This is a genomic window from Methylophaga marina (genome assembly GCF_030296755.1).
Taxonomy (GTDB): domain Bacteria; phylum Pseudomonadota; class Gammaproteobacteria; order Nitrosococcales; family Methylophagaceae; genus Methylophaga; species Methylophaga marina.
This window is the reverse complement of the sequence record NZ_AP027741.1, coordinates 2,850,270-2,875,569: the sequence shown is the minus strand read 5'-3', so window position 1 is coordinate 2,875,569 and position 25,300 is coordinate 2,850,270. Positions and strand designations below refer to the sequence as shown.

27 protein-coding genes and 1 pseudogene are annotated in these 25,300 nt (G+C 43.2%); 7 read left to right on the top strand and 21 right to left on the bottom strand.

The annotated features are described in order from the left end of the window. Positions 1–14: 14 nt before the first annotated feature. The 3 genes from QUE24_RS14570 to QUE24_RS14560 are packed head-to-tail and all read right to left on the bottom strand — an operon-like array spanning position 15 to position 2,520. Positions 15–503, bottom strand: coding sequence for a GDYXXLXY domain-containing protein (locus QUE24_RS14570; RefSeq protein WP_286304510.1), 489 nt, complete (start codon positions 501–503; stop codon positions 15–17). Continuing rightward, a complete protein-coding gene (locus QUE24_RS14565; RefSeq protein ID WP_286304509.1) occupies positions 500–1,549 on the bottom strand; it encodes a DUF4401 domain-containing protein in 1,050 nt (349 codons plus the stop codon). The genes QUE24_RS14570 and QUE24_RS14565 overlap by 4 nt, the downstream gene beginning before the upstream one ends. Beyond that, positions 1,546–2,520, bottom strand: a complete 975-nt coding sequence (locus tag QUE24_RS14560; RefSeq protein WP_286304508.1) for a DUF2157 domain-containing protein — start codon at positions 2,518–2,520, stop codon at positions 1,546–1,548. Before QUE24_RS14560 ends, QUE24_RS14565 begins: the two co-directional genes overlap by 4 nt. Before the next feature lie 409 nt (positions 2,521–2,929). Here QUE24_RS14560 and QUE24_RS14555 point away from each other — a divergent pair, with 409 nt between their 5' ends. Both QUE24_RS14555 and rnk read left to right on the top strand, forming a co-directional pair. Next, on the top strand, positions 2,930–3,712 hold the full coding sequence (locus QUE24_RS14555; protein ID WP_286304507.1) for a GGDEF domain-containing protein: 783 nt from the start codon (positions 2,930–2,932) through the stop codon (positions 3,710–3,712). Between the two features lie 295 nt (positions 3,713–4,007). Next, positions 4,008–4,424 carry a nucleoside diphosphate kinase regulator gene (gene rnk / locus QUE24_RS14550; RefSeq protein WP_286304506.1) on the top strand — a complete coding sequence of 139 codons (417 nt, stop codon included), beginning with the start codon at positions 4,008–4,010 and terminating at the stop codon, positions 4,422–4,424. Positions 4,425–4,474: 50 nt separating this feature from the next. On the opposite strand, the gene QUE24_RS14545 is transcribed toward rnk, so the two are convergent. The 15 genes from QUE24_RS14545 to QUE24_RS14480 all read right to left on the bottom strand — a co-directional run bounded on the left by QUE24_RS14545 (position 4,475) and on the right by QUE24_RS14480 (position 18,386). Next, positions 4,475–5,110, bottom strand: a complete 636-nt coding sequence (locus tag QUE24_RS14545) for an alpha/beta hydrolase family protein (protein ID WP_286304505.1) — start codon at positions 5,108–5,110, stop codon at positions 4,475–4,477. A 49-nt stretch (positions 5,111–5,159) separates the two neighbouring features. Continuing rightward, positions 5,160–5,411, bottom strand: a complete 252-nt coding sequence (locus QUE24_RS14540; protein WP_286304504.1) for a hypothetical protein — start codon at positions 5,409–5,411, stop codon at positions 5,160–5,162. Positions 5,412–5,618: 207 nt separating this feature from the next. After that, a complete protein-coding gene (locus QUE24_RS14535; RefSeq protein ID WP_286304503.1) occupies positions 5,619–6,422 on the bottom strand; it encodes a potassium channel family protein in 804 nt (267 codons plus the stop codon). A 65-nt stretch (positions 6,423–6,487) separates the two neighbouring features. Continuing rightward, positions 6,488–7,522 (bottom strand): mechanosensitive ion channel family protein, encoded by a 1,035-nt coding sequence (locus tag QUE24_RS14530; RefSeq protein ID WP_286304502.1) that lies wholly within the window; start codon positions 7,520–7,522, stop codon positions 6,488–6,490. Positions 7,523–7,683: 161 nt separating this feature from the next. After that, positions 7,684–8,091 (bottom strand): DUF2721 domain-containing protein, encoded by a 408-nt coding sequence (locus tag QUE24_RS14525; protein ID WP_286304501.1) that lies wholly within the window; start codon positions 8,089–8,091, stop codon positions 7,684–7,686. A 131-nt stretch (positions 8,092–8,222) separates the two neighbouring features. Beyond that, complete coding sequence (locus tag QUE24_RS14520) at positions 8,223–8,990, bottom strand: EAL domain-containing protein (protein WP_286304500.1); 768 nt, start codon at positions 8,988–8,990, stop codon at positions 8,223–8,225. 241 nt (positions 8,991–9,231) lie between these two features. Next, a complete protein-coding gene (locus tag QUE24_RS14515) occupies positions 9,232–10,311 on the bottom strand; it encodes an ABC transporter permease (RefSeq protein WP_286304499.1) in 1,080 nt (359 codons plus the stop codon). Next, positions 10,312–11,175 carry an ABC transporter permease gene (locus QUE24_RS15895; RefSeq protein ID WP_350226593.1) on the bottom strand — a complete coding sequence of 288 codons (864 nt, stop codon included), beginning with the start codon at positions 11,173–11,175 and terminating at the stop codon, positions 10,312–10,314. Between the two features lie 346 nt (positions 11,176–11,521). Next, positions 11,522–13,033, bottom strand: coding sequence for an ATP-binding cassette domain-containing protein (locus QUE24_RS15890; protein ID WP_350226592.1), 1,512 nt, complete (start codon positions 13,031–13,033; stop codon positions 11,522–11,524). A 6-nt stretch (positions 13,034–13,039) separates the two neighbouring features. Next, positions 13,040–14,020 carry an HlyD family secretion protein gene (locus QUE24_RS14505; RefSeq protein ID WP_286304498.1) on the bottom strand — a complete coding sequence of 327 codons (981 nt, stop codon included), beginning with the start codon at positions 14,018–14,020 and terminating at the stop codon, positions 13,040–13,042. Positions 14,021–14,108: 88 nt separating this feature from the next. After that, positions 14,109–14,795, bottom strand: coding sequence for a phosphatase PAP2 family protein (locus tag QUE24_RS14500; RefSeq protein ID WP_286304497.1), 687 nt, complete (start codon positions 14,793–14,795; stop codon positions 14,109–14,111). Between the two features lie 4 nt (positions 14,796–14,799). Further along, the gene (locus tag QUE24_RS14495) at positions 14,800–16,422 is read right to left on the bottom strand and encodes a phosphoethanolamine transferase (RefSeq protein WP_286304496.1); all 1,623 of its coding nucleotides are present in this window, start codon (positions 16,420–16,422) and stop codon (positions 14,800–14,802) included. A 115-nt stretch (positions 16,423–16,537) separates the two neighbouring features. After that, positions 16,538–17,380: a pirin family protein gene (locus QUE24_RS14490; RefSeq protein ID WP_286304495.1), complete on the bottom strand. Its 843-nt coding sequence runs from the start codon at positions 17,378–17,380 to the stop codon at positions 16,538–16,540. A gap of 19 nt (positions 17,381–17,399) precedes the next feature. Next, the gene (locus QUE24_RS14485; RefSeq protein ID WP_284212902.1) at positions 17,400–17,978 is read right to left on the bottom strand and encodes an FMN-dependent NADH-azoreductase; all 579 of its coding nucleotides are present in this window, start codon (positions 17,976–17,978) and stop codon (positions 17,400–17,402) included. A gap of 24 nt (positions 17,979–18,002) precedes the next feature. Continuing rightward, complete coding sequence (locus tag QUE24_RS14480) at positions 18,003–18,386, bottom strand: DoxX family protein (RefSeq protein ID WP_286304494.1); 384 nt, start codon at positions 18,384–18,386, stop codon at positions 18,003–18,005. Positions 18,387–18,497: 111 nt separating this feature from the next. On the opposite strand from QUE24_RS14480, the gene QUE24_RS14475 reads away from it, so the two are divergent. After that, a complete protein-coding gene (locus QUE24_RS14475) occupies positions 18,498–19,412 on the top strand; it encodes a LysR family transcriptional regulator (RefSeq protein ID WP_286304493.1) in 915 nt (304 codons plus the stop codon). Here the strand turns inward: QUE24_RS14475 and QUE24_RS14470 are convergent, their stop codons facing one another. Continuing rightward, positions 19,413–20,345, bottom strand: a complete 933-nt coding sequence (locus QUE24_RS14470; RefSeq protein ID WP_286304492.1) for a patatin-like phospholipase family protein — start codon at positions 20,343–20,345, stop codon at positions 19,413–19,415. It abuts the gene before it with no gap. 53 nt (positions 20,346–20,398) lie between these two features. On the opposite strand from QUE24_RS14470, the gene QUE24_RS14465 reads away from it, so the two are divergent. Then, on the top strand, positions 20,399–20,824 hold the full coding sequence (locus tag QUE24_RS14465; protein ID WP_286304491.1) for a gamma-glutamylcyclotransferase family protein: 426 nt from the start codon (positions 20,399–20,401) through the stop codon (positions 20,822–20,824). Positions 20,825–20,885: 61 nt separating this feature from the next. After that, positions 20,886–21,101 carry a hypothetical protein gene (locus QUE24_RS14460; protein ID WP_284212909.1) on the top strand — a complete coding sequence of 72 codons (216 nt, stop codon included), beginning with the start codon at positions 20,886–20,888 and terminating at the stop codon, positions 21,099–21,101. Between the two features lie 6 nt (positions 21,102–21,107). Here the strand turns inward: QUE24_RS14460 and QUE24_RS14455 are convergent, their stop codons facing one another. Next, positions 21,108–21,530: a PilZ domain-containing protein gene (locus QUE24_RS14455; RefSeq protein ID WP_286304490.1), complete on the bottom strand. Its 423-nt coding sequence runs from the start codon at positions 21,528–21,530 to the stop codon at positions 21,108–21,110. A 33-nt stretch (positions 21,531–21,563) separates the two neighbouring features. Next, the gene (locus QUE24_RS14450; RefSeq protein ID WP_286304489.1) at positions 21,564–22,940 is read right to left on the bottom strand and encodes a ribonuclease J; all 1,377 of its coding nucleotides are present in this window, start codon (positions 22,938–22,940) and stop codon (positions 21,564–21,566) included. Positions 22,941–23,191: 251 nt separating this feature from the next. On the opposite strand from QUE24_RS14450, the gene QUE24_RS14445 reads away from it, so the two are divergent. Together QUE24_RS14445 and oadA are read left to right on the top strand one after the other, a co-directional pair. Beyond that, positions 23,192–23,473, top strand: a complete 282-nt coding sequence (locus QUE24_RS14445) for an OadG family protein (protein ID WP_286304488.1) — start codon at positions 23,192–23,194, stop codon at positions 23,471–23,473. 43 nt (positions 23,474–23,516) lie between these two features. After that, positions 23,517–25,294: pseudogene (gene oadA / locus QUE24_RS14440) on the top strand (sodium-extruding oxaloacetate decarboxylase subunit alpha). Positions 25,295–25,300 lie beyond the last annotated feature (6 nt).

The window sequence follows — 25,300 nt, the reverse complement described above, 5'->3', positions numbered from 1 at the left end:
GTTGGGTGATTTTATTACTGTACACTGACCAGTAATAAGTCCCCTTCCTGATTGACTCGAAACTCAGCAAACTGTGCATCCTGATAGTTTGACGCCGTGCCCTCCTCAAAAAAGAAAGCATTCGTACCAAATTTGATGCTGTTGTTACGTACCCGAAAAAAGAGACGGCGTTCGTTGCCGGCTAATGGCTGATCATTATCGATTCGGACAAACTCTGCCACGTTGTCTTTATCGACTTTGACGACCACAAACGCATCTTGAGGGCGCAATGGCCTGTCCACATCATGACGCTGTTCTGCCAAGTTCATACGAATCTGTGCTGCAAGTTCATAATCCAGGGCCATGTAGTCACCCTGCATCAACGAGCGAGGGTCCACCACTCTCAACTTCAACAATATCTTTTCACCATCAGACAATAGCTTTTCCTGCTGATACACCAATGCATTCACCGTGAGTAAAATCAACAACAAGGTCGTGACAGCCATCACTTTATGCAGTTTCATGTTGATTCTCCAAACAGTTTGGGCAAACACCAACGTATGCCGAGCAAGACTCCCCCTAAGATGGCTAGACTTAACGCTTTCATTAACAATGTTGTATCAAGTGAATAGTAATAATGGCTAATACTGAATAAAAGGCATAGGCTACCAAGTCCAATCAATATTCGATGTGTTGTCGCCAGCCCCAGAGCCAAAACAACCATGCTTGTGTGCATACCATTGATTGACCACGTGATGCCTGAGAGCACCAACACAAAAGCTAATATATACCAAGAGCTTTTCATCATTAATGATTGATATTTATTAATAATCATTATTGAGGAATATATAACAACCGCGCCAGTCAACATTGCATTCAAATAGTAAAAATGGCCAAGCTGCTTAACTGCTACCTGATGTCCCCAATAAAATAAACCGGACTGAAAAAATGTGTTTGTTTCGATGAGCAGTAAGGAAAACAAAGAGCCATAACCTAAAGCCGTCACATATCGATACCACTTTGCATTTTTAAACTCATGAATCCAGCACCAGGCACAAATAAACAGGATCAGTGGCAAACACATACTAAAGAGACCGTATTGAGCCAAACAACCCGCTAGACAAATACAGGCAAGAAATGAAGAAAGCACTCTATGCACAAAATTGGGGATAAGAAAAATAAGAAATACATTTAAACCAAGCGCAATAAGCCACTTGATATGATCGGCATTACTACCCAACTGCAACATAGCCATAATTAACAAAATCTGCCCAGCAATACTGAACGCTAGCCCCAGATGCTCGACGAAGTCCGACTGCTCACTCTTAAGCACGTGATATGCGATTAATATAAAAACACTACCAATCAGTGTATCTGCCAATACTGAATCTAATAGTCCATTAAACAGCACGGCCAGAAAAGCAAACAAAAATACTGCCGCTAACCAAGCTGATACGGCCAGTAATGTTTTGATATACCAAGGCGTGGATATGCTCAGGCCTTCGGGTCGAGCACCAGAAACAAGACCAGATTGGCTTAATGTAAGCCAGACTTTATCCTCAGTGCTCATGACTCACTCTCCCTGTGCACCTGTTTCAACCAGTAGGCTGCACCCGCCCCCATGGCCATGATCAACACCGACAACAGTAATAGTTCGGCCTCGTCGCCTGACTCAATAATATGTTGGCCTAGCAGTGTCATGATGACCAAAATGGCTGACAAGCAACCACCAGCCAGCATAAAAATATCAAGCCGAAATTGACGATAAGCGACCATAAAAATGACCAACCAAGCTACCCAGATAAGCAAGGGCAGCAGCTGTTCTTCCGGTTTATCCAGGCTGACATAAATCGCTAATGCCGTAATAGCCCAACCACTTATGATGGCAATAACCCGTTGTGGCCAACGCTCAGTCAGCGCCACCATTTTCTTACTGCACCACTCCCATATAAGCAATGCCAGACTATTAAGGCCAAACAAACACCAAAATAAAGTATTTTGAGCGTCAAAAACCAAACCAAAAATTGAATGAAAAGTATCAAAATACAACACTAAAGCAAGATTCAATAACATCAACCAGAGTAGCCATAAACTGGAGAATCTCGAAATAACTACCCACGGTGTAATAGCTAAGGCCCAGTAGAAAAACAACTGCCAACTATCTGCCCCCGTTTGATAGGTTTGACCATAAAAGGCCATTAATGCCCCCACCAATAAACTGGCTAGCAATAAAGCCATTCTGCTGACCAGTTTTCTGGCCACAAAATAGCAATAGAGCATGACAGATAAAATGATACTAGCTTCCAGCAACAAGAATTTGCTGAACCGGCCCATATCAGACCAGTTATAAGCGATAAAGAAAATCATTGATAAAGCCATCGCCACTATGCCAGAGGCCAGTAAAATCTGGTCAAACAGCCGCAACCAAACGCGGTTGTCAGGCATTAAACCTAAGCGTCTTAGTGCCATTGGTATCTGCTGTTTATCTATGGCACCTGCTGCAAAAAATGTGGCAACGGCACGTCGTTTTTGACTATTCAATGTGTCTTCCTTGTTAGCTATTCATGTTCTAGCGATGTCAATTAATCAACATCTTTAACGAATACGTCAGCAGCGTGATCGGTTTAGAATGAAGTATGCTAACTTACTGCTAATTTACAAACCATGGTCAGGGACACTCCATGTCAGGTCAATCGCACGCCCATCTCAACCATAAACTGATTTTACAATTTACATTAATATCATTGATTGCTGTGGCCTCAGGTACAATTTTCAGGCCTCTTTTTGTAGAACTACCCAGCTACTTTACAGTGATGGGCATTATCAATACGGTGCTTATATTTTCGGTGTATTTATTCATACGCAGTCATCGTTTTCCTGCCTATGAAATGGCGGCGCTTTTTTTGTTGCTGTTATTTCCATTATTCCCCTGATTGCCATTTCTGGTGGCGTGAACAGTCAGTTTGCTTTTTTACTTCCACTCTATCCCATCATGGCTACATTATTCGGCAGCAAGAAACAATCTATTATCATCGGAATGGGATTGCTGATAGCAATCATTCTTTGTACGGCTTTGGGTAAATTCTTTGTGGATTTGACTGGTGAAGCCTACAACCAGACTAAGTCTATTTCTCGAGGTTTTTGGTTGGCAATGAGCGTCCTTGTCAGTACCTACTTTGGTCTTTTCTTTCAAAACAGATACCGAGCACTGACAAACGAACTTGAACAACTGGCTCAGCAGGATCCTTTAACCTCACTCCTTAATCGACGCGGCTTCGACATCAAGCTTAAAGCCAGTCTTGCTGCGGCCAAACGGCAGCATGCAGTTCTCAGTATCTTACTCATTGATATTGATTTTTTTAAAAGCATCAACGACCGCTATGGCCATGATATCGGTGACACTTGTTTGAAATATGTCGCCGATTGTTTAAAGCACCATATTCGTCAAACAGATGTTTTAGCTCGTTTTGGCGGTGAAGAATTTATCCTGTTATTACCTGACACATCACATAAAGCCGCTTTCACTCTCGCAGAAAAACTAAGACATGTTGTATCAGATCTTAATTTGGATGAGCTTGATCAGCCACTCACCGTCACCATCGGTATTGCTTCCACCCAGTTACCACATCAACATATCGACGACATTATTAAAGCAGCCGATCTTGCACTTTATCAAGGAAAAATGAATGGACGTAATCGCAGTGAGTTAGCTACTGATTTATCGAATGACTAAGCACTTTGCCGCCACTTCAGCAGAAAATCATTTTTCATACCTATAAATAGGGATTAGTGCTTTTCACCTCTGTCCGAATCAGGCAGAAATAACATTGATTAACAGCACGTTAGAATGCGTATTCTAGGCTGATTTTCATACTCCAGATAAAGCCAGAATAAGGCTTATCAGTGCTCAGACTTTGTGGCATGATAACGTTCAGAACAGTGAGATGTTCGCGCCTTTTTATTTTCCATTTTTTATTTATAACACGTTGTCGCAGTACAGCTACATCTTAATGTTGAGAGGTTATTAAATGAATGTATCACAACCGAATATTATTGTTTCAGAGCTAGACTTACACCGTTTAGAACATATTTTGGATGGGTTAACGCCTGTCGAAGCTGAACGAACATCCTATCTGGAAGCAGAACTGGATCGCGCCGACATTGTTGAACCTACGGCAATCCCACCTAATGTGGTAACGATGAACTCCACCGTTAAATTTTCGGTATCTTCCTCAGATCAAACTTTTTGCCTGACGCTGGTCTATCCAAAAGATATGACAACAGATGGCAAGACCATATCTATACTGGCGCCTGCTGGCAGTGCCATGCTGGGCTTAGTTGAGGGTGATGAAATTGATTGGCCAGGTCGTGATGGTCAAACCATTCGCGTGCACGTGGATGAAATCCTATACCAGCCAGAACGTGCGGGTGAATACCATCGCTAAATGACAACATAGGCTCTGGATAAACTCCAGAGCCTTGCTAAAGCATAGAATCAAACAATCCTGGACAGGATAACGCTGGATACTCGCTTACTGGAAGGTAAGAAACTATGGATCACAGGCAACTGAATTTGTTCTTCAATCCAATCCGCACTGACTTCAGACAAAGACACCACCCCATCATTTAACTCATCTCTAAACGGACTGCTTTTCCCATTGATGCCTTTTACGCCAACAACAGCCGTTGCGGGGCAATCACTCGCAGGAATATCCAGCATCCGTTCACTCGAGGCTAATAGCTCACCGCAGTCTTGTGTTAAGAAACGAAACATCCAATATCGGCGAAAATAAACGGCTAATCTGGATTTTTTAACAGGCGAGCCGAGCAGAAAAAGCTGTTTGGGTGCTTTGACTGAGTCGTCCATATTTGCCAGAGCAGCCCTAAGTAACACACCACCTAATGAATGCCCGATCAGAATATATTCACCGTCACTGGCTATAGCTTCGATACGCTTTTCCAGGCGAGACTGAATTGACGCAAAGGATTGTCTCGACACACAGTAACTGAATTGACGCAAAGGATTGTCTCGACACACAGTAACTGAATGATTGTGTTCGTATTCCATGCTGTCTGAAGCGGCGCAGCATTGGCCAGCCAGATAAGGGGGAGCGGCCCATACCGTGTACAAATAACACCTGCATTATGGCATGCCCCATTTGGCGTAGGTGATCAGATACCTAACATTGATAGGGACTTTCACTTTCTAACTCTTCCCCTGTTTCTACATCGATAATGGTAATTGTTGCCCCAGGATAAGCGTTGCAGACGGAATTTCGTAGGGAATAAATTCCAGAACCACTCGCTCTAAGAATCAAGTTTTGATTGAGCTGCTTGCCATCGGCATCAAAAACGAAGGCTTGGTATTCACCTGATAAGGTCAGGCAGCCAGACATGAGAAGAATAATGCTTCCTAGAAGAAATTTGTTCATTTTATTTTCCTTAATTATTTCCAATTGCCCACATCCTTGGGGCAATCCTATTAAATCATGACAGCAACATAATGAGAAAGACAAGATTGAAGTTAATCTACAAGCAGGCAAGAACACTACAACGATGTCCGAGCCCAATAGCCACGTCGTCAAGTATCGATATACTTCGCTTCGTAGCCATCTCAAATCATATGACAACCGAGATGTTTAGTACTCGCCTTCTGTGGTGATATGGATGACTTCACCGCAATGTTTACAGTGAATCGCATCATGATCATGACGGTTTAAGCCGCATGATGGACATTCATAACGTACTTTGCCAGGACGAAAAATAGTTTGAATAAGCCTTAAAAATAATGAGATACCAAAGATCATGATAAGAACCGCCAGAATATGTCCATCATGTCCCACCAGCGTTATATCACCAAACCCTGTCGTCGTGAGTGTGGCTATAGTGAAATAAAGTGCATCGATATAATCATTAATATCGTCGTTTATGTGTACCTGACTCACATAAACAACGGCAGTAATCACAAAGATAAACACAAATAGATTGACGATACTAAACAACACATCTTCATGCATTCGCACGAAACGTGACTGCTTACGAAGATTTTTCAGCATGTGGTAAGAGCGTAGTAATCGCAGCGTACGGATCACTCGTAAGAAACTAAAATTCTCGGCCAAGGATGGTGCCAGCAGGGAAATAATAACAATAATATCGGCCAGTCCAACCGGGTGAATGAGATAACGTAGTTTTGACTTACAGATATATAACCTGGCCAATAACTCCAGCAAGTAGATAACACCAATCGCCTCTTCAAGCACATGAAAATCATCAATATGATGATAAAAAGAGGCTAATAAGAAATACAGGATAGTAATGGCATCAAATGCTAATAAGCCCCAACGAAATCGTCGGGCACCGGTGCTTGAGCCATGATAAAGATGGTCAATTTTATGATGTAATCGCTGCCAGAAAGTTGAATCTGGTGATGTTGCCTGCCCCATTCTGGGCTCCTGTTAATAATGTTTGCCTGAGTCTAAAACAATAACGAGTTCAGAGATAACTCTGTTTAGATAATGTTTTTTCCTTCCTCAGGATCACGTGCATTTTTTGCCTGCTCAATAATATCTTGTGTATCACTGGCCAGTTCTTGTGTGCTCACATCAGCATTGTCAGTATGTAGAGATTTTGTACTAGACGACTCTGACATCACTGCTTGTGGCTGCCCCGTTTGCACAACAGGCAATCCTTGAGGAAAGATGACCTCTCTAGCATCATCCGGCATATTGATACCTGCCGCTTCCAATTTTCGTACGGTTTTGTGCATCAGCACTGAAGCCACCTTATTTAAGGCATATTGGTGGCCATCGACCCAAAAATTAATCACGATATTAATCGTGGATGAGCCTAATGAGTCAATCAGCACCTGTGGTTCAGGATCTTTTAGCACTTCATTTTGTTCATTTAATACCGACAAAATGGTCTGCCTGGATTGCTGGATGCTGGCATCATAGGCAATGCCTATAATAAAACTGCCTCTTACCCAGGGATTCGCCGAGAAGTTTTTAATCACATTTTTATAGATGGTCGCATTGGGTATTTGAATATGATTGCCATCGAAATCAACCAAGGTTGTGCCACGGGCCGTCACCTTATTTACAACGCCTTTCAACCCTTGCACTTCGATGACATCACCAATTAAAAAGGGTCGTTGAACACTCAGCAGCAAACTTGAAATGAAATTTTCGGCGATATCTCTGAACGCAAAACCAATGATAATACCCAGCAAACCAGTACCACTGACAATGGCGAGTGCGGCCTGCGTTAAACCAACAATATTCAGAAAGATATACAAGCCGACTAAGATAATAAATAGACTGATAATGCGCCTGATCACGTTCTGAACCAGATTACTGCTACTGATATAAGCAATGGGATGCACCAGCAGAGTAGAAAAGGGCTTTGCCAGTAAAAAGAAGATAAGAAAGACCAGTAGACCAATAATAAAAGAAGGCATCACCCTTATCGTGGCCTCCCATAGTTCATTCATCTGTGCCGACAATATACTGATCGCGTCCGTTAATCCCACTGCGTCCTGTTCCATAGTGATGCCAAGTCTTATCAATAAATCAATGTTAATTAGAGTGGAGTTGAAACCATAAGGAGTACACTTTGCTTGTCTATATCCACCTTGGTTACTACCCCAGTTTTATCAATGCTTTTTATTTTGCATTGATGGAATCATCTTATAACTATTGCGTGTGGCTAAATGCACTTCTCGCAGAAAAAAGCCAGACCAATAACCAAGGCCATCGTCGAGCCCATAAATAACGCGCCTATCATCCAACGTAAATTGAAATCAAGCAGGGCTTCTAAAAACATCACAGAGACAACGGAGCAGATTAACAAAGCAGACAACACACACATGGTAATGGCATTACTGGCTGCTCGTCGGCGTAAACCCAATACAGCTATTTCTTCTCGACAAGGCTCAGACAGTTCCTTCCCTGAGGTCATTTTATCGGTTAACACTCTTGCTCGGTCTATGATACGCGCGAGCCGGTTCGCCATTACATTGAGAATACCGGCCATGCCGGTGAGAAGGAAAGCTGGTGTCAATGCCAACTGTACAGCATGGGTGACATCACCAAGATTGGCTAACCAGTTAATCATCGTAATGTGTTCTCTTAATTATCATGCGTTTTTTTATGTTGAGAGCATGTGAGACCGTACTCTATGTAAGCTATCGTTCATGCTTGTGTTTAGCGGACATATACTGTTGTTGAATACAGCCCGCTCATGAATCATTGGCTGGCCTGTCGGTAGTGCCCATGATCTATTTCAGGTAAGCTTTCAAAACTAGGTTTGGCAAAATAATATCCCTGCATGAGTTCAATTCCGGCATCTCGTAACCAGGCATATTCTTCATAGGTTTCAATGCCTTCCGCCAAGGTTGTAATATTCAACTCATCGAACATGGTTATACAGTTCTTGATAATAGCTTGACGTACCTTATTCGAATCAATATGTCTGATGAGCGCCATGTCGAGTTTAATGATATCTGTCTGGAAGTCAGCAAGCAGATTGAGACCAGAGTAGCCAGAACCAAAATCATCCACTGCAGTCTTGAACCCTAGCGACTGATAATAATCAACGATACGTTTGACATGTTCTGTATCATCTATTTTTTCCACTTCTGTAAACTCAAACATGATTCTCTCTGTGGGAAAATCATATTGTTTTGCCGCTTCGAAGGTGGTGCGAATACACCGTTCTGGTACATAAACCGCGTTAGGCAGAAAATTAATGCTCAGCATGGAAGTAATATTTAATTTTGATGCCAGCGAGATAGCTTTCACCCGGCAGAGCTGGTCAAAAAGATAACGATTACTATCATTGACTCGAGAGATTACAGAATATGCCGACTCGTTATTGATACCTCGGACTAGAGCCTCATACCCATAAATCGTCTCATTGCTGCAATTAATGATAGGTTGAAAGGCCATGGTAAAGTCAAAATCCAAATTATTGTCTTCTGTACAGCTTTGGCAGATTTTCTCTTCTAAATTCATGGTCTATCCCCTCCTTACTTTGGTTATGGCTTGTTACTGAGTTCTGTTAGTATTTGCGCCCCACAGAAAACAACTTAGCTTCATAACCTTATCTTTTTAAGACTTAATTTTATGGCCTTGACTCAAACTCAATGCGCTTTACCTACACATACTGAAGTACCTTGAAAAACTTGTCCATTACATGTCACTAACAGCAGGGCTTATACCGTTGCCAGGCTTTTTCTGAATAAGAACAGTGCCATCAAAAAAAGACACTACCTATCATTAAGTTAGCCAATAAATCCGGCCAGATAATGGCAAAATCAGCGCCCCGGTAAAGCACAGCCTGACTGGTACTGACAAAATGTGAGGTCGGAGCGAACTGCATAATATGTTGAACAATGTCGGGCATACTATCAAAAGGTGTCATGCCGCCCGATAACATTTGTAAAGGCAATATCAATAACAGCAATAAGAGACCGAGCTGGGGCATACTACGAGCCAGTGTGCCTAATAAAATCCCTAACGATGTGGTCGAGAATAAAAAGCAAGCGGTGCCCAGCTGAAATAACGCAATAGAACCCGCAATAGTCATATTCAGCCAGCCCTGAATAACCACATATAGTGAAAAGGTACTGGTGATTAGCACCACCAGTCCCATCGACCAAATCTTGGCGATCATAATTTGAAAAGGTGTAATAGGCATCACTAAGAGATGCTCCAGCGTGCCGTGTTCACGTTCACGAATTAATGCGGCACCTGTCAGAATGACTGACAGTAAAGTGATCATATTGATCAGCTCCATCACGCCACTAAACCAGGCACTATTCAGATTGGGATTAAATCGCATGCGAATAATTTGTTGCACAGCTGTTGACGATGCTGTGTTAGTAGTTTTCAGCAAATGTTGCACTTCTCTATCAATGATTTCACTAATATAACCAGCGCCAATAAACGCCTGACTCATCATGGTGGCATCTATAGCCAGCTGAATTTCAGGCTGGCGACCAGCTAATAAATCTTTTTGAAAATCAGGGGGAATATCTAATACAAAGGTATACATTCCTGTATCAAGAGATTGATTCATCTGTGCGAGCGATATCTGTTCTGCCGGTTTAAAATGCGGTTCATAGAACGCCTCTGCAATATTGATAGATATCGGTGATTGATCCTCATCTACGATGGCAATGGGTGTGTTCTGGAGTTCTGTTGAGACGCTTTTGCCTGCTGAGTAGACCATCAATGTAAAAGCGATCAAAATGACCATCACCATCACGGGGTCCTGCACCAATGTCCGTAACTCTTTTACGCCAAGATTGACAATATTTTTCATACTACTCATTCAGCGATCCTGTTTCTTGAGTAATACAAAACTCAGAGACATGATGACGACAATAGCCATGATCATAGGCCAATAAAAAGCTGTTAATTCCTCAAAACCCAATCCTTTGGTAAACGCGCCACGACATATCAACAAATAATAAGAGGCCGGATACATATGCCCTATGACATAGCCAGCGCCTTCAAGAGAGTTAATCGGATTGATAAGTCCTGCGTAATTCACACAAGGCACAATACTGCTAATCATGGCCAGAAAGATGGCTGCTATCTGGGTTTTGGTAAAGGCAGAGATAAACTGCCCCATGCAAGTAGCCACAATAATATAAAGAAAAGTCCCCACCAGTAAGGCCCAAAAACTACCCGTTAAGGGCACATCAAAGACCATATAGACCAGCCACATCAACATCAGAAAATTCATCATGCCAATAATGATGTATGGCAATTGTTTACCTAATAAAAACTCAAGTCTATTGACCGGCGTGGCGTAGAAATTAGTGATGGATCCCAATTCTTTTTCTCTGACAATCGACAAGGCGGTGAGCATTGAGGTAATCATCAACAATAAAATGGGAATCACTCCAGGCACCATTGAAATCAGACTCTCAACCTGAGGGTTGTAGCGATACCTCGACACTAACTGATAGCTAGGGGTTACCTGAATACCTGACTCTCTGATACTGAGTGCTGACAAATAGCTGAGATGAAAGCCCTGCATATAGCCTTTGATCGTTTCAGCACGATATGGCATCGAACCATCAACCCAAACACCCACACTGGGCTGCTTACCATGACGCATATCTTTGCCATAGTCAGGCGGTATTTCGATAGCCACACCCAGTTCACCACTTCGCATGCGTTCATCCATGTCAGTGTCACTATAGAGTGGCTTTTTTCTTCAAAATAGCGCGAGCCCGCCAGGCTTTGAATGTAATCTCGGCTCTCAGGAGACTGATCCCGATCCATCACCGCAAAGGGAATATCTTCCACATCAAGGCTGATTCCATATCCCAACACAAAAAGCAGAATCACCGTCCCTAAAAAAGCAAAGACCAAACGCACCGGATCTCGTGTAATTTCTAAAGCCTCACGCAGACTATAGGCGAGTAATCGTGTTAATGAAAAACCACCATGATGGATTTTATCTTGTTGGCTAGACATCGCTTTATCGGATAACAACTCGCTATCATCACTCTCTTCAACTTGCTGCTCTGTCAAGTAGGCAATAAACGCATCTTCAAGATTATCGCCCCCTTGCTCTTACACAGTGCGTCGGGTGAATCCGTGGCAAGTACCGTTCCCGCATGCATGAGCGATATTCGGTCACAGCGCTGGGCTTCATTCATAAAATGAGTTGAGACAAAGATGGTCACACCCTGCTCTCGTGACAAGCTAATCAATATCTGCCAAAACTCATCACGTGCAATCGGATCAACACCAGATGTGGGCTCATCGAGAATGAGAATTTCGGGTTCATGAATGATCGCAACGGCCAGTGATAAACGTTGACGGATGCCTAATGGTAGATCCTTAGCGACATGAGCCTGATAACGTTTAAGGTCAAAATCGTTCAGCAACTTATCAATACGTTGTTGTTGGTAAGCTTTTGCCAAATCAAACAACCTGGCATGTAATACCAGGTTTTGTCTGACCGTCAGCTCTTCATACAGAGAAAAGCCTTGTGACATAAAACCAACACGTTGGCGTATAGCGATATCTTTAGCATCGACAACTTCACCAAACAAGCGTGCTTCACCAGCACTGGTCGGCAATAAGCCTGTTAACATTTTCATGGTCGTGGTCTTACCACAACCATTTGAACCCAGGAACCCGAAAATCTCACCACGCTCTATTTCAAAACTGACCTGATTAACCGCCGTAAAATCACCAAAGGTCTTTGATAAGTCTTTGGCTGAAATCGCGATCTTCTCAGACTGTTGTCGTGGCGGAACAGTGATTGTTTTATGGCCCTGCCGCTTATTCTCAGGTAACAGAGCGATGAATGCCTCGTCGAGATTACTTTGTCCGGTGTGTTTGATAAGTTCGGCAGGACTGCCAGTACCGAGTACTTGCCCCTCATCCATCGCAACCAAAAAATCAAAATTAGCCGCTTCATCCATATAAGCTGTGGCGATCAAGACACTCATCTGTGGTCGCTGGGCACGAATACGATCAATCAATGTCCAGAATTGACGGCGAGATAGCGGATCAACACCCGTGGTAGGCTCATCCAGAATTAATAAATCCGGGTTATGAATCAACGCGCAACATAAACCCAGTTTCTGTTTCATGCCGCCAGATAATTGACCAGCAGGTCGATCACGAAACTCATTCAACCCCGTGCTTTTCAATAAAAGCGTGATACGTGCCTCACGTTCATGAGGGGGTAAATTAAACAGACGAGCAAAGAAAATCAGATTTTCATGCACAGACAAGGTCATATAAAGATTTTTACCCAGACCTTGTGGCATATAAGCAATTCTTGAGCAAATAGCATGACGCTCGCGATTATCAGCCATATCAGCAGCTAAGACCTGACATTGCCCGCTTTGTATCTTTTTTACTCCCGCAATAAGTCCTAGTAATGTGGACTTGCCAACACCATCAGGCCCAATAAACCCAACGCGTTGACCAGCTGGGATATCAACTGACATCGATGCCAATGCCTGTGTATCACCATATCGATGACTGACATTATCAAGGCTAACGACTATATCGGCTGACATAACGTGTTAGTAAGTGGCGAGAGGTGGCACTTTTTCTGGCCACTGTGCATTGTCATCCAGCTTGATATACGCCACACCGGGAACCCCGGTTTTCACCTGCTCTGCATATTTCCTTAGAATGTCTTCTTCAATTTTGACTTTCACCCGAAACATCAGCTTTTCACGTTCTTCCTCTGTCTCAACAGACTTGGGGGTAAACTGCGCTTGTGGTGCGACAAAAGACACATGAGCCGGAATAGATACATTGGGATAGGCATCCAGGACAATTCTTACTTCTGCTCCTACACGGGTTTGTCCTGCTTGGTCTGTAGGTAAAAACAGATACATATAAACATCACTGACATCAATCAGCGTAATGACTTTACCACCAGCAGGCAGAACTTCACCCGGCTCAGCCAAGCGATAAAGCACTCGACCGTTACGAGGTGTGGTGAGTTGGCTGTCAGCAATCACCACTTGTGCTTTTGTCACCTCGGCCTTAGCTGCTTCAATTGCTGCTTGAGCTTCGGCAACTTGTACCGATGCAGCTTGCATGGTCGCTTGAGCCGTCGCTTTTTGTGTTTCTTTCTGATCCATCACTTCCTGACTCAGGTGACCTTTTTTGACCAAGACCTGAGTCCGTTCAAGTTCTTTTCTTGCTAGCGTTACTTCACTGCGTCGCTGCGCCAAAATAGCCTGTGCGTATTTTTTGGATTCATTCGCTTTATTCAGATTCGCATTAGCTACTGCCAGATTCGCCTCAGCTTGTTCGGTATCCATCACGGCCAGAACTTGACCTTGGGTGACCCAATCGCCTTCATTCACCTCAATTTGTTCAACTTTACCCGCCGTTTTTGTCGCCACATCAACTTCGGTCGCTTCAATTCGGCTATTTCCAGCAGCAAAGCCAGTGGGTAAACTCAACTCTTGTTCAGACTTCCAGTAATAGCTGGCCGCAGCGACGGCAACCACTATCAGTAATAAAATCAAATTTCGTAGTCGCAGCATGTGTTGTCTTTGTTATTGAAGAGAGATTGGTGTAAACATTACCCCAATAATACACAATAGCGAAATAACTGAAATGACAGAGATCAATCTATTTATCAAAATGACCTAGTTTCAGTTGCTTAACAGGCCAGAACTTCCATAACAAGCAGGATACTGTCCAGCAGATAAATGCCGAGGTGATGTCATGACTGATGAAATGGGCGCCACGTAATTGTTGTGCGAGACCGAAGATAACGCCAAAAGAGATGACGCCATACAACACTTTTTTAGCATGCTGAGGAAAAAGCTGCGTGCTGACAAAATACAGGCCAAAAAACATATAGGCAGAACTGGCATGCCCAGCAGGAAAGCAATGATCTGCACCTTGCATTGGCGACCATACACTATGCAACCAAAACTGATAGGGTCGTCCCCCACCAAATTCCATCACAGACCAGGGACAGTCGACCTGCGTCAGTCTTTTTATGGCACTCACCGTCAGTGTTGATGCAGGAATACTGATACTTAGATACGCTAAAGCATGGCGATATGGTGATAAATATCGCGTCAAAACACTGATGACATAGCTTAGTAATACAGTGATAAACAGGAGTACTGCCAGGTCGTGGCCGCCATCATGTAACCACGTTTGTGTCAGCCAATAATGCTTTAGTTGCCATTGACCACCTTCAAGCTGATACCAGATGGTGGCCACTAATTGATCCAGCTCGGTGACGGCAATAAAACTGAGCAGAACAAAATACAGTCCCCATAAGCGTACTAAATGATTCAGCATAGATTTAGCTATGCTGACAGCTGGCAAAGATATCTAAATCTGGATCGTATTTACCTGGCAGTAAGACATTATTCATCCCTAATAATGAATGGAAAATATTGTCGTGGCTGACCGCTTTGCCGGTTTCATTTTTCATACATACTGGGTCGATGTGATAGTCACGTTTATAGTTATCTGACAACCACACCACCATAGGTACATGGGTTTGCTGGCTGGGAGCAGCGAAATAGGGTGTACCATGTAGATACAGATTATGTTCACCTAAAGACTCGCCATGGTCTGAGACATAAATCATAGCGGTATCAATCGATTGAGAAGATAAATTATCCAGATACTGAATCAATTGAGCCAACACATGATCGGTGTATAAAATCGTATTATCATAGGCATTTCTCAGTTCTTCATTTGAACATTTCTGTAGTTCAGCGGTTTCGCAGATTGGTTTAAATTTCTCAAATGCAGACGGCACACGTTTGAAATAGGCAGGTCCGTGACTACCCTTCTGATGTAAGACAATCAACTGATCATCATCTGACTTAGCCACCAAGGCTTTTAGATTAGTCAGTAATACTTCGTCATAACACTCACCATCAGGACATAAATCTGTCAGATTAACGTCAGTTACTTTCTGGTGTTCTACACGATCACACACACCTTTACAGCCGCTGTTATTATCCAACCAACTTACCTTGACACCTGCAGCGGAAATAACGTCCAGCACACTTTCATAACCATGGCCTTTTTCATCGTCATAATCATCACGAGAAAACTGTGAGAACATACATGGCACTGACGTCGCCGTGGCTGTGCCACAAGACGAGGCATTATTAAAATACAGGCTGTTAGTTTTCTCTAACTCTGGTGTTGTCTCACGTTCATAACCATTCAGATGAAATGATTCTGCTCTCGCTGTTTCACCGACGACCATCACGGTCACTGTGCGATGCTTTTTCTCATGCGCTAAGCTGCCAAGTGCGGCATTTTGTGAAATAGGGATTAATGGTTTATCCGCTTCTGCAAATTGCTGTTTGGCAATTTTAGTGACCGCATAAATATAACTGGTCGGATTAATTAAATAACGTAAATCACGATGATTTCGGAATGTTGACGCGTAATCCTGATAGAAAAAAGCAGCAACCAACCCCATGGCTAAAATACTCATGGTGATTGAAAACGAGCTCATCAATAATTGCTTTGTCCAACGAACATGAACAATCCGCACTTTAGCAATCAAAAATGCTGGCAAAACACCCCATAGCAAGAAATGAATAATAAAACGTTTACTCAATAATTCCTTTGTTTCTGCTGTATCGGTTTCTAACACGTTTTGAATCATCGAGCTGTCGATATGTACACCATAGCTATCGATAAAATAGCTGGCTGCAGCAGAACACAACACAATGAAAATCAATACTGGTTTTATCAGGTATCGGGATGACACCAAATTGAATATCAGATTAAACAACGCCGTCATAAAGATGGCGCAAGAACCTAAGAACAAAAGATTATGTTTAGTGATTAACTGATTCGCCTGAACAATGCCTGCCCACAAGCCATTGTTATAAGCAAGCATCAGAAGTACTGAGAACAATAAGACTAAATTCTGAGAAGGAATTGCACGACGCATGGTAAACCTCGACCAAATTAATTTTGGCCAAGATTAATCCCTGCAACTTAAAAAATACTTAAACAAAAAAGCCACTGACGAATCAGTGGCTTTTCCATAGTCAAACAAACAAACCTTAAGCGAACCGGCCGTGACGATAATCATCAAAAGCTTGTTCAATCTGCTCGCGCGTGTTCATCACAAACGGACCGCCTCTGGCAATAGGTTCATTCACAGGCTGTCCTGATACAAGCACAAACTCCGTATCACGTTCACTGTTGACGCGGACTTTTGATCCGGTCTCCAATACGGCGAGTTGTTCAGCATTGAGTGGTCGCTGTTTATCGCCGACCTGTATCTGACCTTTCATCAGATACAGGAACGTGTTGTCCGTTTCCTTCACTGTTTGCTCAAACGTGACTCCTGCAGGTAAAAACACATGTAGGTACAGAGGATTAACAAACGGGTTATTAATCACACCACTCACGCCACTATCTGTCTGCCCAGCAATGACCTTGATTGCGGTACCATTGTCTAATCTGGCCACTGGAATCTGCTCAGCATCAAACTCCTGATACTTCGGTTCATTCATTTTTTCTGTTGCCGGCAGGTTCACCCATAATTGAAACCCAGCTAAACGTCCTTCTTTCTGCTCTGGCATTTCGGAGTGGATAATGCCTTTACCTGCTGTCATCCATTGCACACCACCCGTTTCAATAACACCGGCATTACCCGCACTATCTTCATGACGCATACGCCCTTCTAACATATAAGTCACCGTCTCAAAGCCACGGTGAGGATGTGGAGGAAAGCCAGCAATATAGTCCTGAGGTTTATCGGAACCAAAGGCATCAAACATCAGAAAAGGGTCAAGCATATTGAGCTGTGGTGAGCCGATAATACGAGTAAGCTGTACACCTGCACCATCTGAGACCCTGTCTCCATAGATGATTTGTCTTAATTCCCTTGTCTGAGTCATCACATTCTCCTGATAAATATTAGCTGACAAGATCAGCAACTTTTTGAGTCAATGTTTCTGTGTCTTGAATCAGACTGCCAGCATCCACCACAGTGACATCATGAATACCCAGAAAATTCATGACCTGATTCAGGTAAGTAGAAGCGTAATCCACTTCACTCCCCAGAGGCACGCCGCCAGAAGCCATCACCAGATACGCTTGTTTCGCCTTCAGCAAACCTTCAGGACCATTTTCTGTGTAACGAAACGTCACTCTTGCTCTGGCAACTTGATCGATCCAGGCTTTTAATACGGCTGGCACACTAAAATTATAAATAGGCGATGCAATCACCAGAATCTCAGCAGCCTGCAACTCTTCTACTAATTGATCCGACGTTTTTAACGCCTGTTTGTTTTGTTCAGTACGTTGCTCGGGGTCGGTAAAATTGGCATGAATCCAATCTTCATTGATAAAAGGAATACCTTTCGCTAAATCACGGGATTTGATGACAAAGCCCGATTGTTTTTGTAATGCTGATACCAGCTCAGCTGATACCTGACGCGTGACCGAATCCTGAAACCGTTCGCTACTATTAATGTGTAAAATTGTGCTATTCATGTCTACTCTCCTGTTTTCTTTGCATTACTTGATATTGTCAACCGCTAAACTGCCCGCACCATTGGCTACCAGTAACAACAAACCACCGGCAATGGCTAAATCTTTCATAAACAAAATACTCTGCATTTGATCAGCAAAATTATTATGGAAAATAGCTGCCGCTATCAGCGTGAAACCTGCTAGCAAAAACGCAGCAATTCGTGTTTTAAAACCAACTAAGATAGCCAAGCCACCGAGAATTTCAGTGGCAATCACCACTGGTAGCATTGATGTAGGGACGCCCATCATGCTCATATAACCTTGAGTCGCTTCATAACCTGCACCGAGTTTTCCTATACCCGCTGAAATAAACATCAGACTTAACAAAAACCGACCTGTCACTGTTGCTAATCCTGTGACTGCATTCATGTGATTTTCCTTATTGTTGTGTTGTAAAGATGGTTCAAAGTTTATCGTTTCCATATTTTTATAAAACAGTGTATAAATGAACTCATTGTTACCAGATAGAGAACAATAGAGATGAGTCAGTTAGAAGAAATGCAGTGTTTTGTGCGGGTAGTGGAAGCTGGCAGTATTACGAAAGCCGCTGAGCAAATGAATACGGTGAAGTCGGCTATCAGCAAACGGTTAACCGATTTAGAAAGACGACTGGGTATCAGCTTGCTGAAAAGAACAACACGTAAACAAACGCTCACTGATGCCGGTCGAAGTTATTACCAACACTGTGTCCGTATTCTCGATGATATTTATGAGGTTGAAAATGCGTTAGGTAGTGAGCAAACCTCATTATCTGGTCGTATCAGATTGTCTGCCCCCATTAGCTTTGGTTTGCTGCACTTGAGCCCGGCTTTACGCGAGTTTAATCAAATGCATCCAGACATCATTTTTGATATTGATTTTAGTGACAGACATCAGGACTTAGTCGCTGAAGGTTTAGATTTGGCCATACGTATATCTAATCTTACTGACTCAAGTATGATCGCCCGTAAACTGGCCTCTACCCGCCTTTATATCTGCGGCAGTCCTGATTACTTTACTCAAAATGGCTTACCTGAACAAACTGAAGACTTGTTGTACGGGCACGTAAAGCTGCAATATTCACATGTCAGTAGCAGTTGGTCATTACTGGACCATCAAGGTGAGGTGATGTCTGTTAACTTGCCTACAGTGCTGTCTTCAAATAATGGCGAATATCTACGGGATGTCTGTATAGATGGAAAAGGGTTAATTTTGAGCCCTGATTTTATTGCATTTTCTGCGCTCAAATCGGGCAAATTGATAACCGTTCTCGATAAGGCTCTGGTTCAGAAAGATATTGGTATTTATGCCATCTATCCACAGACACGCTTTTTATCACACCGCGTCAGGATTCTGATTGAATTTTTACAAGAATATTTTAGCCGGCTAAAAGACTGGGATAGTCCGAGTCTGTAATTACTTATCCATCGAGAGATAATAACTTAGCTCGGTTTGCTGACGCTTAACACAGGCGATCCCTTCTTTGATGGCTTCATCTGCACGATAAAACTCCAGAATACCGATATGAGAAAGGCGAGGATTTAAAATAATTTCGGGTGGATCACCGGCCATTCGGCTGCGGGTAATTCTGTCCTGTGTAATATTAATCGATGCGGCAATGGCATCTAATAAAGCGGGCGCCTCTTCTTTTTGTTCACGACGTTTGGGAAACAAATTATTGGTGTAGTCCGTCACCATATGACTGACTTTTCCACTCCAACTTTTCGGTGGTTCTGATGCTATTGATGGCTCTACATCATCAATATCTGTTCTGAAGTGTTTGCCCACAATGCCGCTATTGAGGTTCACAGCAATCACCACATCCGCGCCCATGGCTCGGCATAAAGACACCGGCACAGGATTAACGAGCCCTCCATCAATCAACCATCGATTATTATGCTTTATTGCCGGAAACAAGCCAGGTAAAGACATGGAAGACCATACTGCATCCATCATATTGCCACGTGTATTCCATATTTCGCGGCCACTATACAAATCTGTTGCAACAGTAGCAAAACGGCTCTGCATATTCTCTATCTCAAGCTCCTGTTCCACCACATATTCATTAAGAAATGTACGCAGACGGTTTTTGTTTACAAAACCTTGCAGAGACCGGTTAATGGCAAAGTATTGAGCCGTTTTTAATTTATCCAATTGCAACACCCAGTCATTCAGTTTGCCGAGATTGTTAGCGACATAAGCAGCCCCAACCAAAGCACCTATTGACGTACCCGTTACAATGTCTGGAGTGATGCCAAGTTTGTCCAGTTGCTTGATAATACCGATGTGCGCCCAACCACGTGCAGCGCCGCTACCCAAAGCAAGACCGACCTTTAACTTACTGCTCAACTTAACACCTATTTGTTATATTTTTCATATAAATAAAGAGTATTTTTAAAGTAATGACCGAACAAAGTGAACTGTTATTCGTATACGGCACATTGATGAAAGATACACATCATCCCATGGCAAAGTTACTTGCAGAACACAGCGAGTTCATCTGTCGTGCCACTCTGCAAGCACAACTCTATCTCATTGACTATTATCCTGGTGCCATTTTATCTAATAATGAACACGACATCGTATACGGTGATTTATATAAGTTGTCTTCAACTGGCTGGCTACTGAATCAGCTCGATGATTATGAAGAATGTTCTTCTGCTTTTCCTGAACCACATGAGTATCAACGTCAGCAGGTCACGGTTCAAACCATAAATAGCACTCTCAAAATATCGACGGCTTGGGCTTACCTTTACCAATACCCTGTTGAGAATAAACAGCGAATTAGCGATGGACAATTCAATATGCATTTTTCTGATGGCAAATAATATCTAAAGCTTCTTCAAAGTATTCCGATAGTTATGTATATAAATTGACTTTTCAAAGACAATGAACGAAATACCTAAGCTTTATCACAATGCGATGATCACCATTAGCCCGCCATCACAGGTCGAACCTGCTCGCCCTGCTGCACAGGAAGCGAAACTGACCAACGATGCAGATCGTCGCCAACGTTATGACCGTAGAAAACGTAATCAAAAACCCTTCATAGAACGCCGCGTTTCTTCAGACCGTAGAGCACAAAGGTTTGAAGCAAAAGCCTAGCAGCATTTAATCAGCTAAAGGTGGAAAATCCGCCGCATATTTTTGGATCCATTCCTGTGCTGCCTCGTCACTTGTCAGTTGACGTCCTGTTTTAGCTTTGATGCGCTTTTTATAATCTTCTATATAACAAATTTGTTCGACCATCCTGAGAGCATATCGGACGGCTTTATTCTGAAATGAAATACCCACCAGATACTCATCTCCTTCCAGTTTACACCAACTCACTATGCCTTTTGCAGTAAAGGTGGGTTTTGAGGTGAGAATATTTACTTCAACGACATTGCCTGTAGCAAGCGTCACTTGTGAACGAAAACATAGACCTCCCTTGCTGACATCTTTCAAAGGTACCTGTTTTTTCTCTTCGCCTCGCTTAACCTGAATAGGCACACTACTGGGGTGACGGATAAACCGTCTGATTTCTTCTATCATTTCAAAAACTTTCAATCCTTTTTCAGCACATTTTTAAAACAATTTTTTCAGTTTATCCTGAACAAGACCCAAGCGGCCAGTTTTCACAGCCCCACGTCGTATTCCTTTGACAGGTGCTATGTAGTATAAATCACCATTTTTCCCTTCAAGCTGTTCGGGCACCCCCACTGACTTTGCCAGTCTGGCATTGGCTCTAAGGTGTTGAAACTCACCATGAACAGGAATAGCACAAGCGGGTTTAACCCAGCGATACATGGCTTTCAACTCTTCCATCGCCGGATGACCAGAAGCATGAATTTCCAGTCGGCTGTTATCCACCGTAATCACGTCCACCTGCATGCCTTTGAGCCGTTCAATTAATGCTTCAATCGGTAATTCATTACCAGGAATCACTTTGGAACTGAAAATAACCGTATCCCCAGCTTCTAGTTCAATATCACGGAAACTGTTCTGACTGAGTCGGTTTAGCGCTGTTCTGGGTTCTCCCTGACTTCCCGTTGCAACTAATAGAACAGTATCGCGCGGCAGAAAACCTAAATGATGCGGGTCGACAAAGGTTTCAATGCCATTCCATAGACCCACACGTTTGGCTGCTGAATACGTGTTTAATAGCGAGCGACCTAATAAGCCGAGGTGTCTTCCCGTTTCTTTAGCAATATCTGCTACCGTTCGTAAACGGGCAATATTGCTGCCAAAGCAGGTGACTACAACCCGCCCTTTTGCCTGTTCTACATGATGTTTCAGGCCTTTGTACAACGTTGCTTCAGATGTTGACCAACCAGGTACATTGGCATTGGTCGAATCACACACCATCACATCAACGCCCAGCTCACCCAGCCGCGCATAATCTTCTTCTTTATAGGGTTCGCCCACCACCGGTGCGGAATCAAGCTTCCAGTCAGCGGTATGAAACGCTTTACCAACAGGGGTGGTGATCAATAAAGCAAACGGATCAGGAATGGAATGTGTTAGCTGGATCCACTGCACATTAAAGACGCCTATTTGTCTTGATGCATGTGCCTCAACCACATGGACTTTCACTTTTTTGATTAACCCGGCTTCAGCCAGTTTTCTGCGCAGAATTTCTGCCGTATAAGCTGTGGTGTAGATAGGACAACGAAACCGTTCCCACAAATAAGGAACAGCACCGATGTGGTCTTCATGAGCATGGGTGATGACCAGACCATCCAGTTGTTCTTTTCGATCGACAATAAATTGTGGATCAGCCATCTGCACATGGGCTTGAGCACCTTCTACTGGTTCACCGTCAATATCTGTTTTTGCCTCAAACGTCACCCCACAGTCCACCATTAACCAACGGCCATCATGGCCATAAAGATTCAGGTTCATGCCTATTTCGCCGGTTCCTCCCAGTGGCAAAAACCAGAAGTCAGACTCATCAGGTGTCATACGTGTCCTTTTGTAGCTTGCTATCGTTTACAGTTAGTTTGGCAGGGTTTTGTCAGATAGGAAAATATCATACGCATTCTGAATCGATTACGGTTACAACAGAACCGTATTTTTTACTATTACTCTTTTAAAAATAAGGAGTTCCGGCTCAGTGATTCGTTCGAGGTTCAACAATGGTATAATTGCCGGCTGCTTTTTTGTAAGTCATTGATTTAATGACCTAAGAAAACCAATGGAGAGAGACCATAATAATGACAACATCAAACTTAATGACAGAAGGTTTAAACCTGATGCTTATCGGCATGAGCTTCGTCTTTATATTTCTGACGTTGCTGGTGTTTGCCACCACCATCATGTCACGCATTATCACCAGTTACGAAAAAAATGTAGGTGTCTTACCAGAAGAAGGTATTTCTTCACCTACGGCCGTCATCAGTCCGGCGATGAATCAATCCCAACATGCTAATGATGACAAAAACCTTATTACTGTGCTCTCAGCGGCAGTACACAAATTTCGTTCACGCCACAAATAACCCCAGATTTAGGCTATTTCGAACCAATTAAAAGGCCATGAATATGACCGAAGTAAAAAAACCTCTAGGCATCACAGATGTCGTTTTACGTGATGCACACCAATCACTCTTTGCAACACGTCTTAGACTCGATGATATGTTACCCATCGCTGATAAGCTTGACCAAATAGGCTTCTGGTCAGTAGAAAGCTGGGGTGGTGCCACTTTTGATGCCTGCATTCGTTATCTTGGTGAAGATCCTTGGCATCGTATTCGTTCACTGAAAGAAGCCATGCCTAATACTCGTCAGCAAATGCTGCTACGTGGTCAGAATTTATTAGGCTATCGTCACTATGCAGATGATGTCGTTAAAAAGTTTGTCGAAAGAGCGGCGATCAATGGCGTTGACGTCTTCCGCGTGTTTGATGCGATGAACGATCCGCGTAACCTGGAAACAGCCATCAAAGCTGTGCTGGAAAATGACCGTCATGCTCAAGGCACTATCGCTTACACCATCAGTCCGGTTCATGATCTAAATTTGTGGTTAGACATGGCTAAACGTATTGAAGACATGGGTGCCCACTCTTTATGTATTAAAGATATGGCTGGTTTGCTTAAGCCTTATGTGGCTTATGAATTAGTTCAAAGCCTTAAGCAAACGATTGATATCCCAATTCATATGCAGTCTCACGCCACTACTGGCTTATCAACCGCCACAATTATGAAGTGTGTGGAAGCCGGTATCGATAATGTTGATTCGGCTATTTCATCGATGTCGATGACCTACGGTCACTCGGCAACAGAATCTGTGGTGTCCATTTTTGAGGATACGGATCGCGATACGGGTCTTAATATCGAACTCCTTGAAGAAGTCGCCGCCTACTTCCGTGATGTGAGAAAAAATACGCCCAGTTCGAAGGTTCATTACGTGGTGTAGATTCACGTATTTTGGTTGCACAGGTGCCTGGCGGTATGCTGACGAATATGGAAAGTCAGCTGCGTGAGCAAAATGCGTTAGATAAAATGGATGCAGTTTTAAAAGAAATTCCACGTGTTCGTGAAGACTTAGGCTTTATTCCTCTAGTCACGCCTACCTCACAAATTGTCGGTACACAGGCCGTTATCAATGTGCTGACTGGCGAACGCTACAAGACCATTGCAGCAGAAACCGCCGGCATTTTGAAAGGTGAATATGGTGCAGCGCCAGCGGCATTCAATAAAGAGCTGCAAGATCGCGTTCTGGAAGGCGCCGAGCCTATCAGTTGTCGTCCTGCTGATCTCATTGAAGCAGAGATGGAAAAACTCACCACCGAACTCCTTGCTGTCGCCGATGAAGAACAAATTGACCTGGCAGAAGGCGAACACCAAGTCGATGATGTTTTAACGTATGCCCTGTTTCCACAAATTGGTCTTAAATTTCTTAAAAACCGTCACAACCCAGACGCATTTGAACCTGTTCCTGTTATCGATAACACACCATCAGCCAACCGTTCTGCAAGTCAGGAACATGAAACTTATACCATTAAAGTCAATGGTCAAAGTTACGTCGTTCAGGTGAATGAAGGAGGTGATATCAGTCATGTTGAATCCTCATCACCTGCACCGACTCAGAGCACGCCAGCAGGCGAAGGTGACCCCGTTGAAGCGCCGCTGTCAGGCAATATCTGGAAAATCGAAGTCAGCGTAGGTCAACAAGTCAACGAAGGTGACACCCTGTTAATTCTCGAAGCGATGAAAATGGAAACACAAATTGTGGCTTCCAAGTCCGGGACGGTATCGTCCATTTTTGTTAAACAAGGTGATTCCGTCAAAGTCGGTGATCAGCTGGCCACTATCGCTTAATTGGGG

Excerpts from the sequence above, each read along its gene's own strand:
- QUE24_RS14570 (WP_286304510.1), bottom strand. The coding sequence starts at position 503 with ATGAAACTGCATAAAGTGATGGCTGTCACGACCTTGTTGTTGATTTTA.
- QUE24_RS14565 (WP_286304509.1), bottom strand. The coding sequence starts at position 1,549 with ATGAGCACTGAGGATAAAGTCTGGCTTACATTAAGCCAATCTGGTCTT.
- rnk (WP_286304506.1), top strand. The coding sequence starts at position 4,008 with ATGAATGTATCACAACCGAATATTATTGTTTCAGAGCTAGACTTACAC.
- QUE24_RS14540 (WP_286304504.1), bottom strand. The coding sequence starts at position 5,411 with ATGAACAAATTTCTTCTAGGAAGCATTATTCTTCTCATGTCTGGCTGC.
- QUE24_RS14535 (WP_286304503.1), bottom strand. The coding sequence starts at position 6,422 with ATGGGGCAGGCAACATCACCAGATTCAACTTTCTGGCAGCGATTACAT.
- QUE24_RS14530 (WP_286304502.1), bottom strand. The coding sequence starts at position 7,522 with ATGGAACAGGACGCAGTGGGATTAACGGACGCGATCAGTATATTGTCG.
- QUE24_RS14525 (WP_286304501.1), bottom strand. The coding sequence starts at position 8,091 with ATGATTAACTGGTTAGCCAATCTTGGTGATGTCACCCATGCTGTACAG.
- QUE24_RS14520 (WP_286304500.1), bottom strand. The coding sequence starts at position 8,990 with ATGAATTTAGAAGAGAAAATCTGCCAAAGCTGTACAGAAGACAATAAT.
- QUE24_RS14515 (WP_286304499.1), bottom strand. The coding sequence starts at position 10,311 with ATGAGTAGTATGAAAAATATTGTCAATCTTGGCGTAAAAGAGTTACGG.
- QUE24_RS15895 (WP_350226593.1), bottom strand. The coding sequence starts at position 11,175 with ATGGATGAACGCATGCGAAGTGGTGAACTGGGTGTGGCTATCGAAATA.
- QUE24_RS15890 (WP_350226592.1), bottom strand. The coding sequence starts at position 13,033 with ATGTCAGCCGATATAGTCGTTAGCCTTGATAATGTCAGTCATCGATAT.
- QUE24_RS14505 (WP_286304498.1), bottom strand. The coding sequence starts at position 14,020 with ATGCTGCGACTACGAAATTTGATTTTATTACTGATAGTGGTTGCCGTC.
- QUE24_RS14500 (WP_286304497.1), bottom strand. The coding sequence starts at position 14,795 with ATGCTGAATCATTTAGTACGCTTATGGGGACTGTATTTTGTTCTGCTC.
- QUE24_RS14495 (WP_286304496.1), bottom strand. The coding sequence starts at position 16,422 with ATGCGTCGTGCAATTCCTTCTCAGAATTTAGTCTTATTGTTCTCAGTA.
- QUE24_RS14490 (WP_286304495.1), bottom strand. The coding sequence starts at position 17,380 with ATGACTCAGACAAGGGAATTAAGACAAATCATCTATGGAGACAGGGTC.
- QUE24_RS14485 (WP_284212902.1), bottom strand. The coding sequence starts at position 17,978 with ATGAATAGCACAATTTTACACATTAATAGTAGCGAACGGTTTCAGGAT.
- QUE24_RS14480 (WP_286304494.1), bottom strand. The coding sequence starts at position 18,386 with ATGAATGCAGTCACAGGATTAGCAACAGTGACAGGTCGGTTTTTGTTA.
- QUE24_RS14475 (WP_286304493.1), top strand. The coding sequence starts at position 18,498 with ATGAGTCAGTTAGAAGAAATGCAGTGTTTTGTGCGGGTAGTGGAAGCT.
- QUE24_RS14465 (WP_286304491.1), top strand. The coding sequence starts at position 20,399 with ATGACCGAACAAAGTGAACTGTTATTCGTATACGGCACATTGATGAAA.
- QUE24_RS14460 (WP_284212909.1), top strand. The coding sequence starts at position 20,886 with ATGAACGAAATACCTAAGCTTTATCACAATGCGATGATCACCATTAGC.
- QUE24_RS14455 (WP_286304490.1), bottom strand. The coding sequence starts at position 21,530 with ATGATAGAAGAAATCAGACGGTTTATCCGTCACCCCAGTAGTGTGCCT.
- QUE24_RS14450 (WP_286304489.1), bottom strand. The coding sequence starts at position 22,940 with ATGACACCTGATGAGTCTGACTTCTGGTTTTTGCCACTGGGAGGAACC.
- QUE24_RS14445 (WP_286304488.1), top strand. The coding sequence starts at position 23,192 with ATGACAACATCAAACTTAATGACAGAAGGTTTAAACCTGATGCTTATC.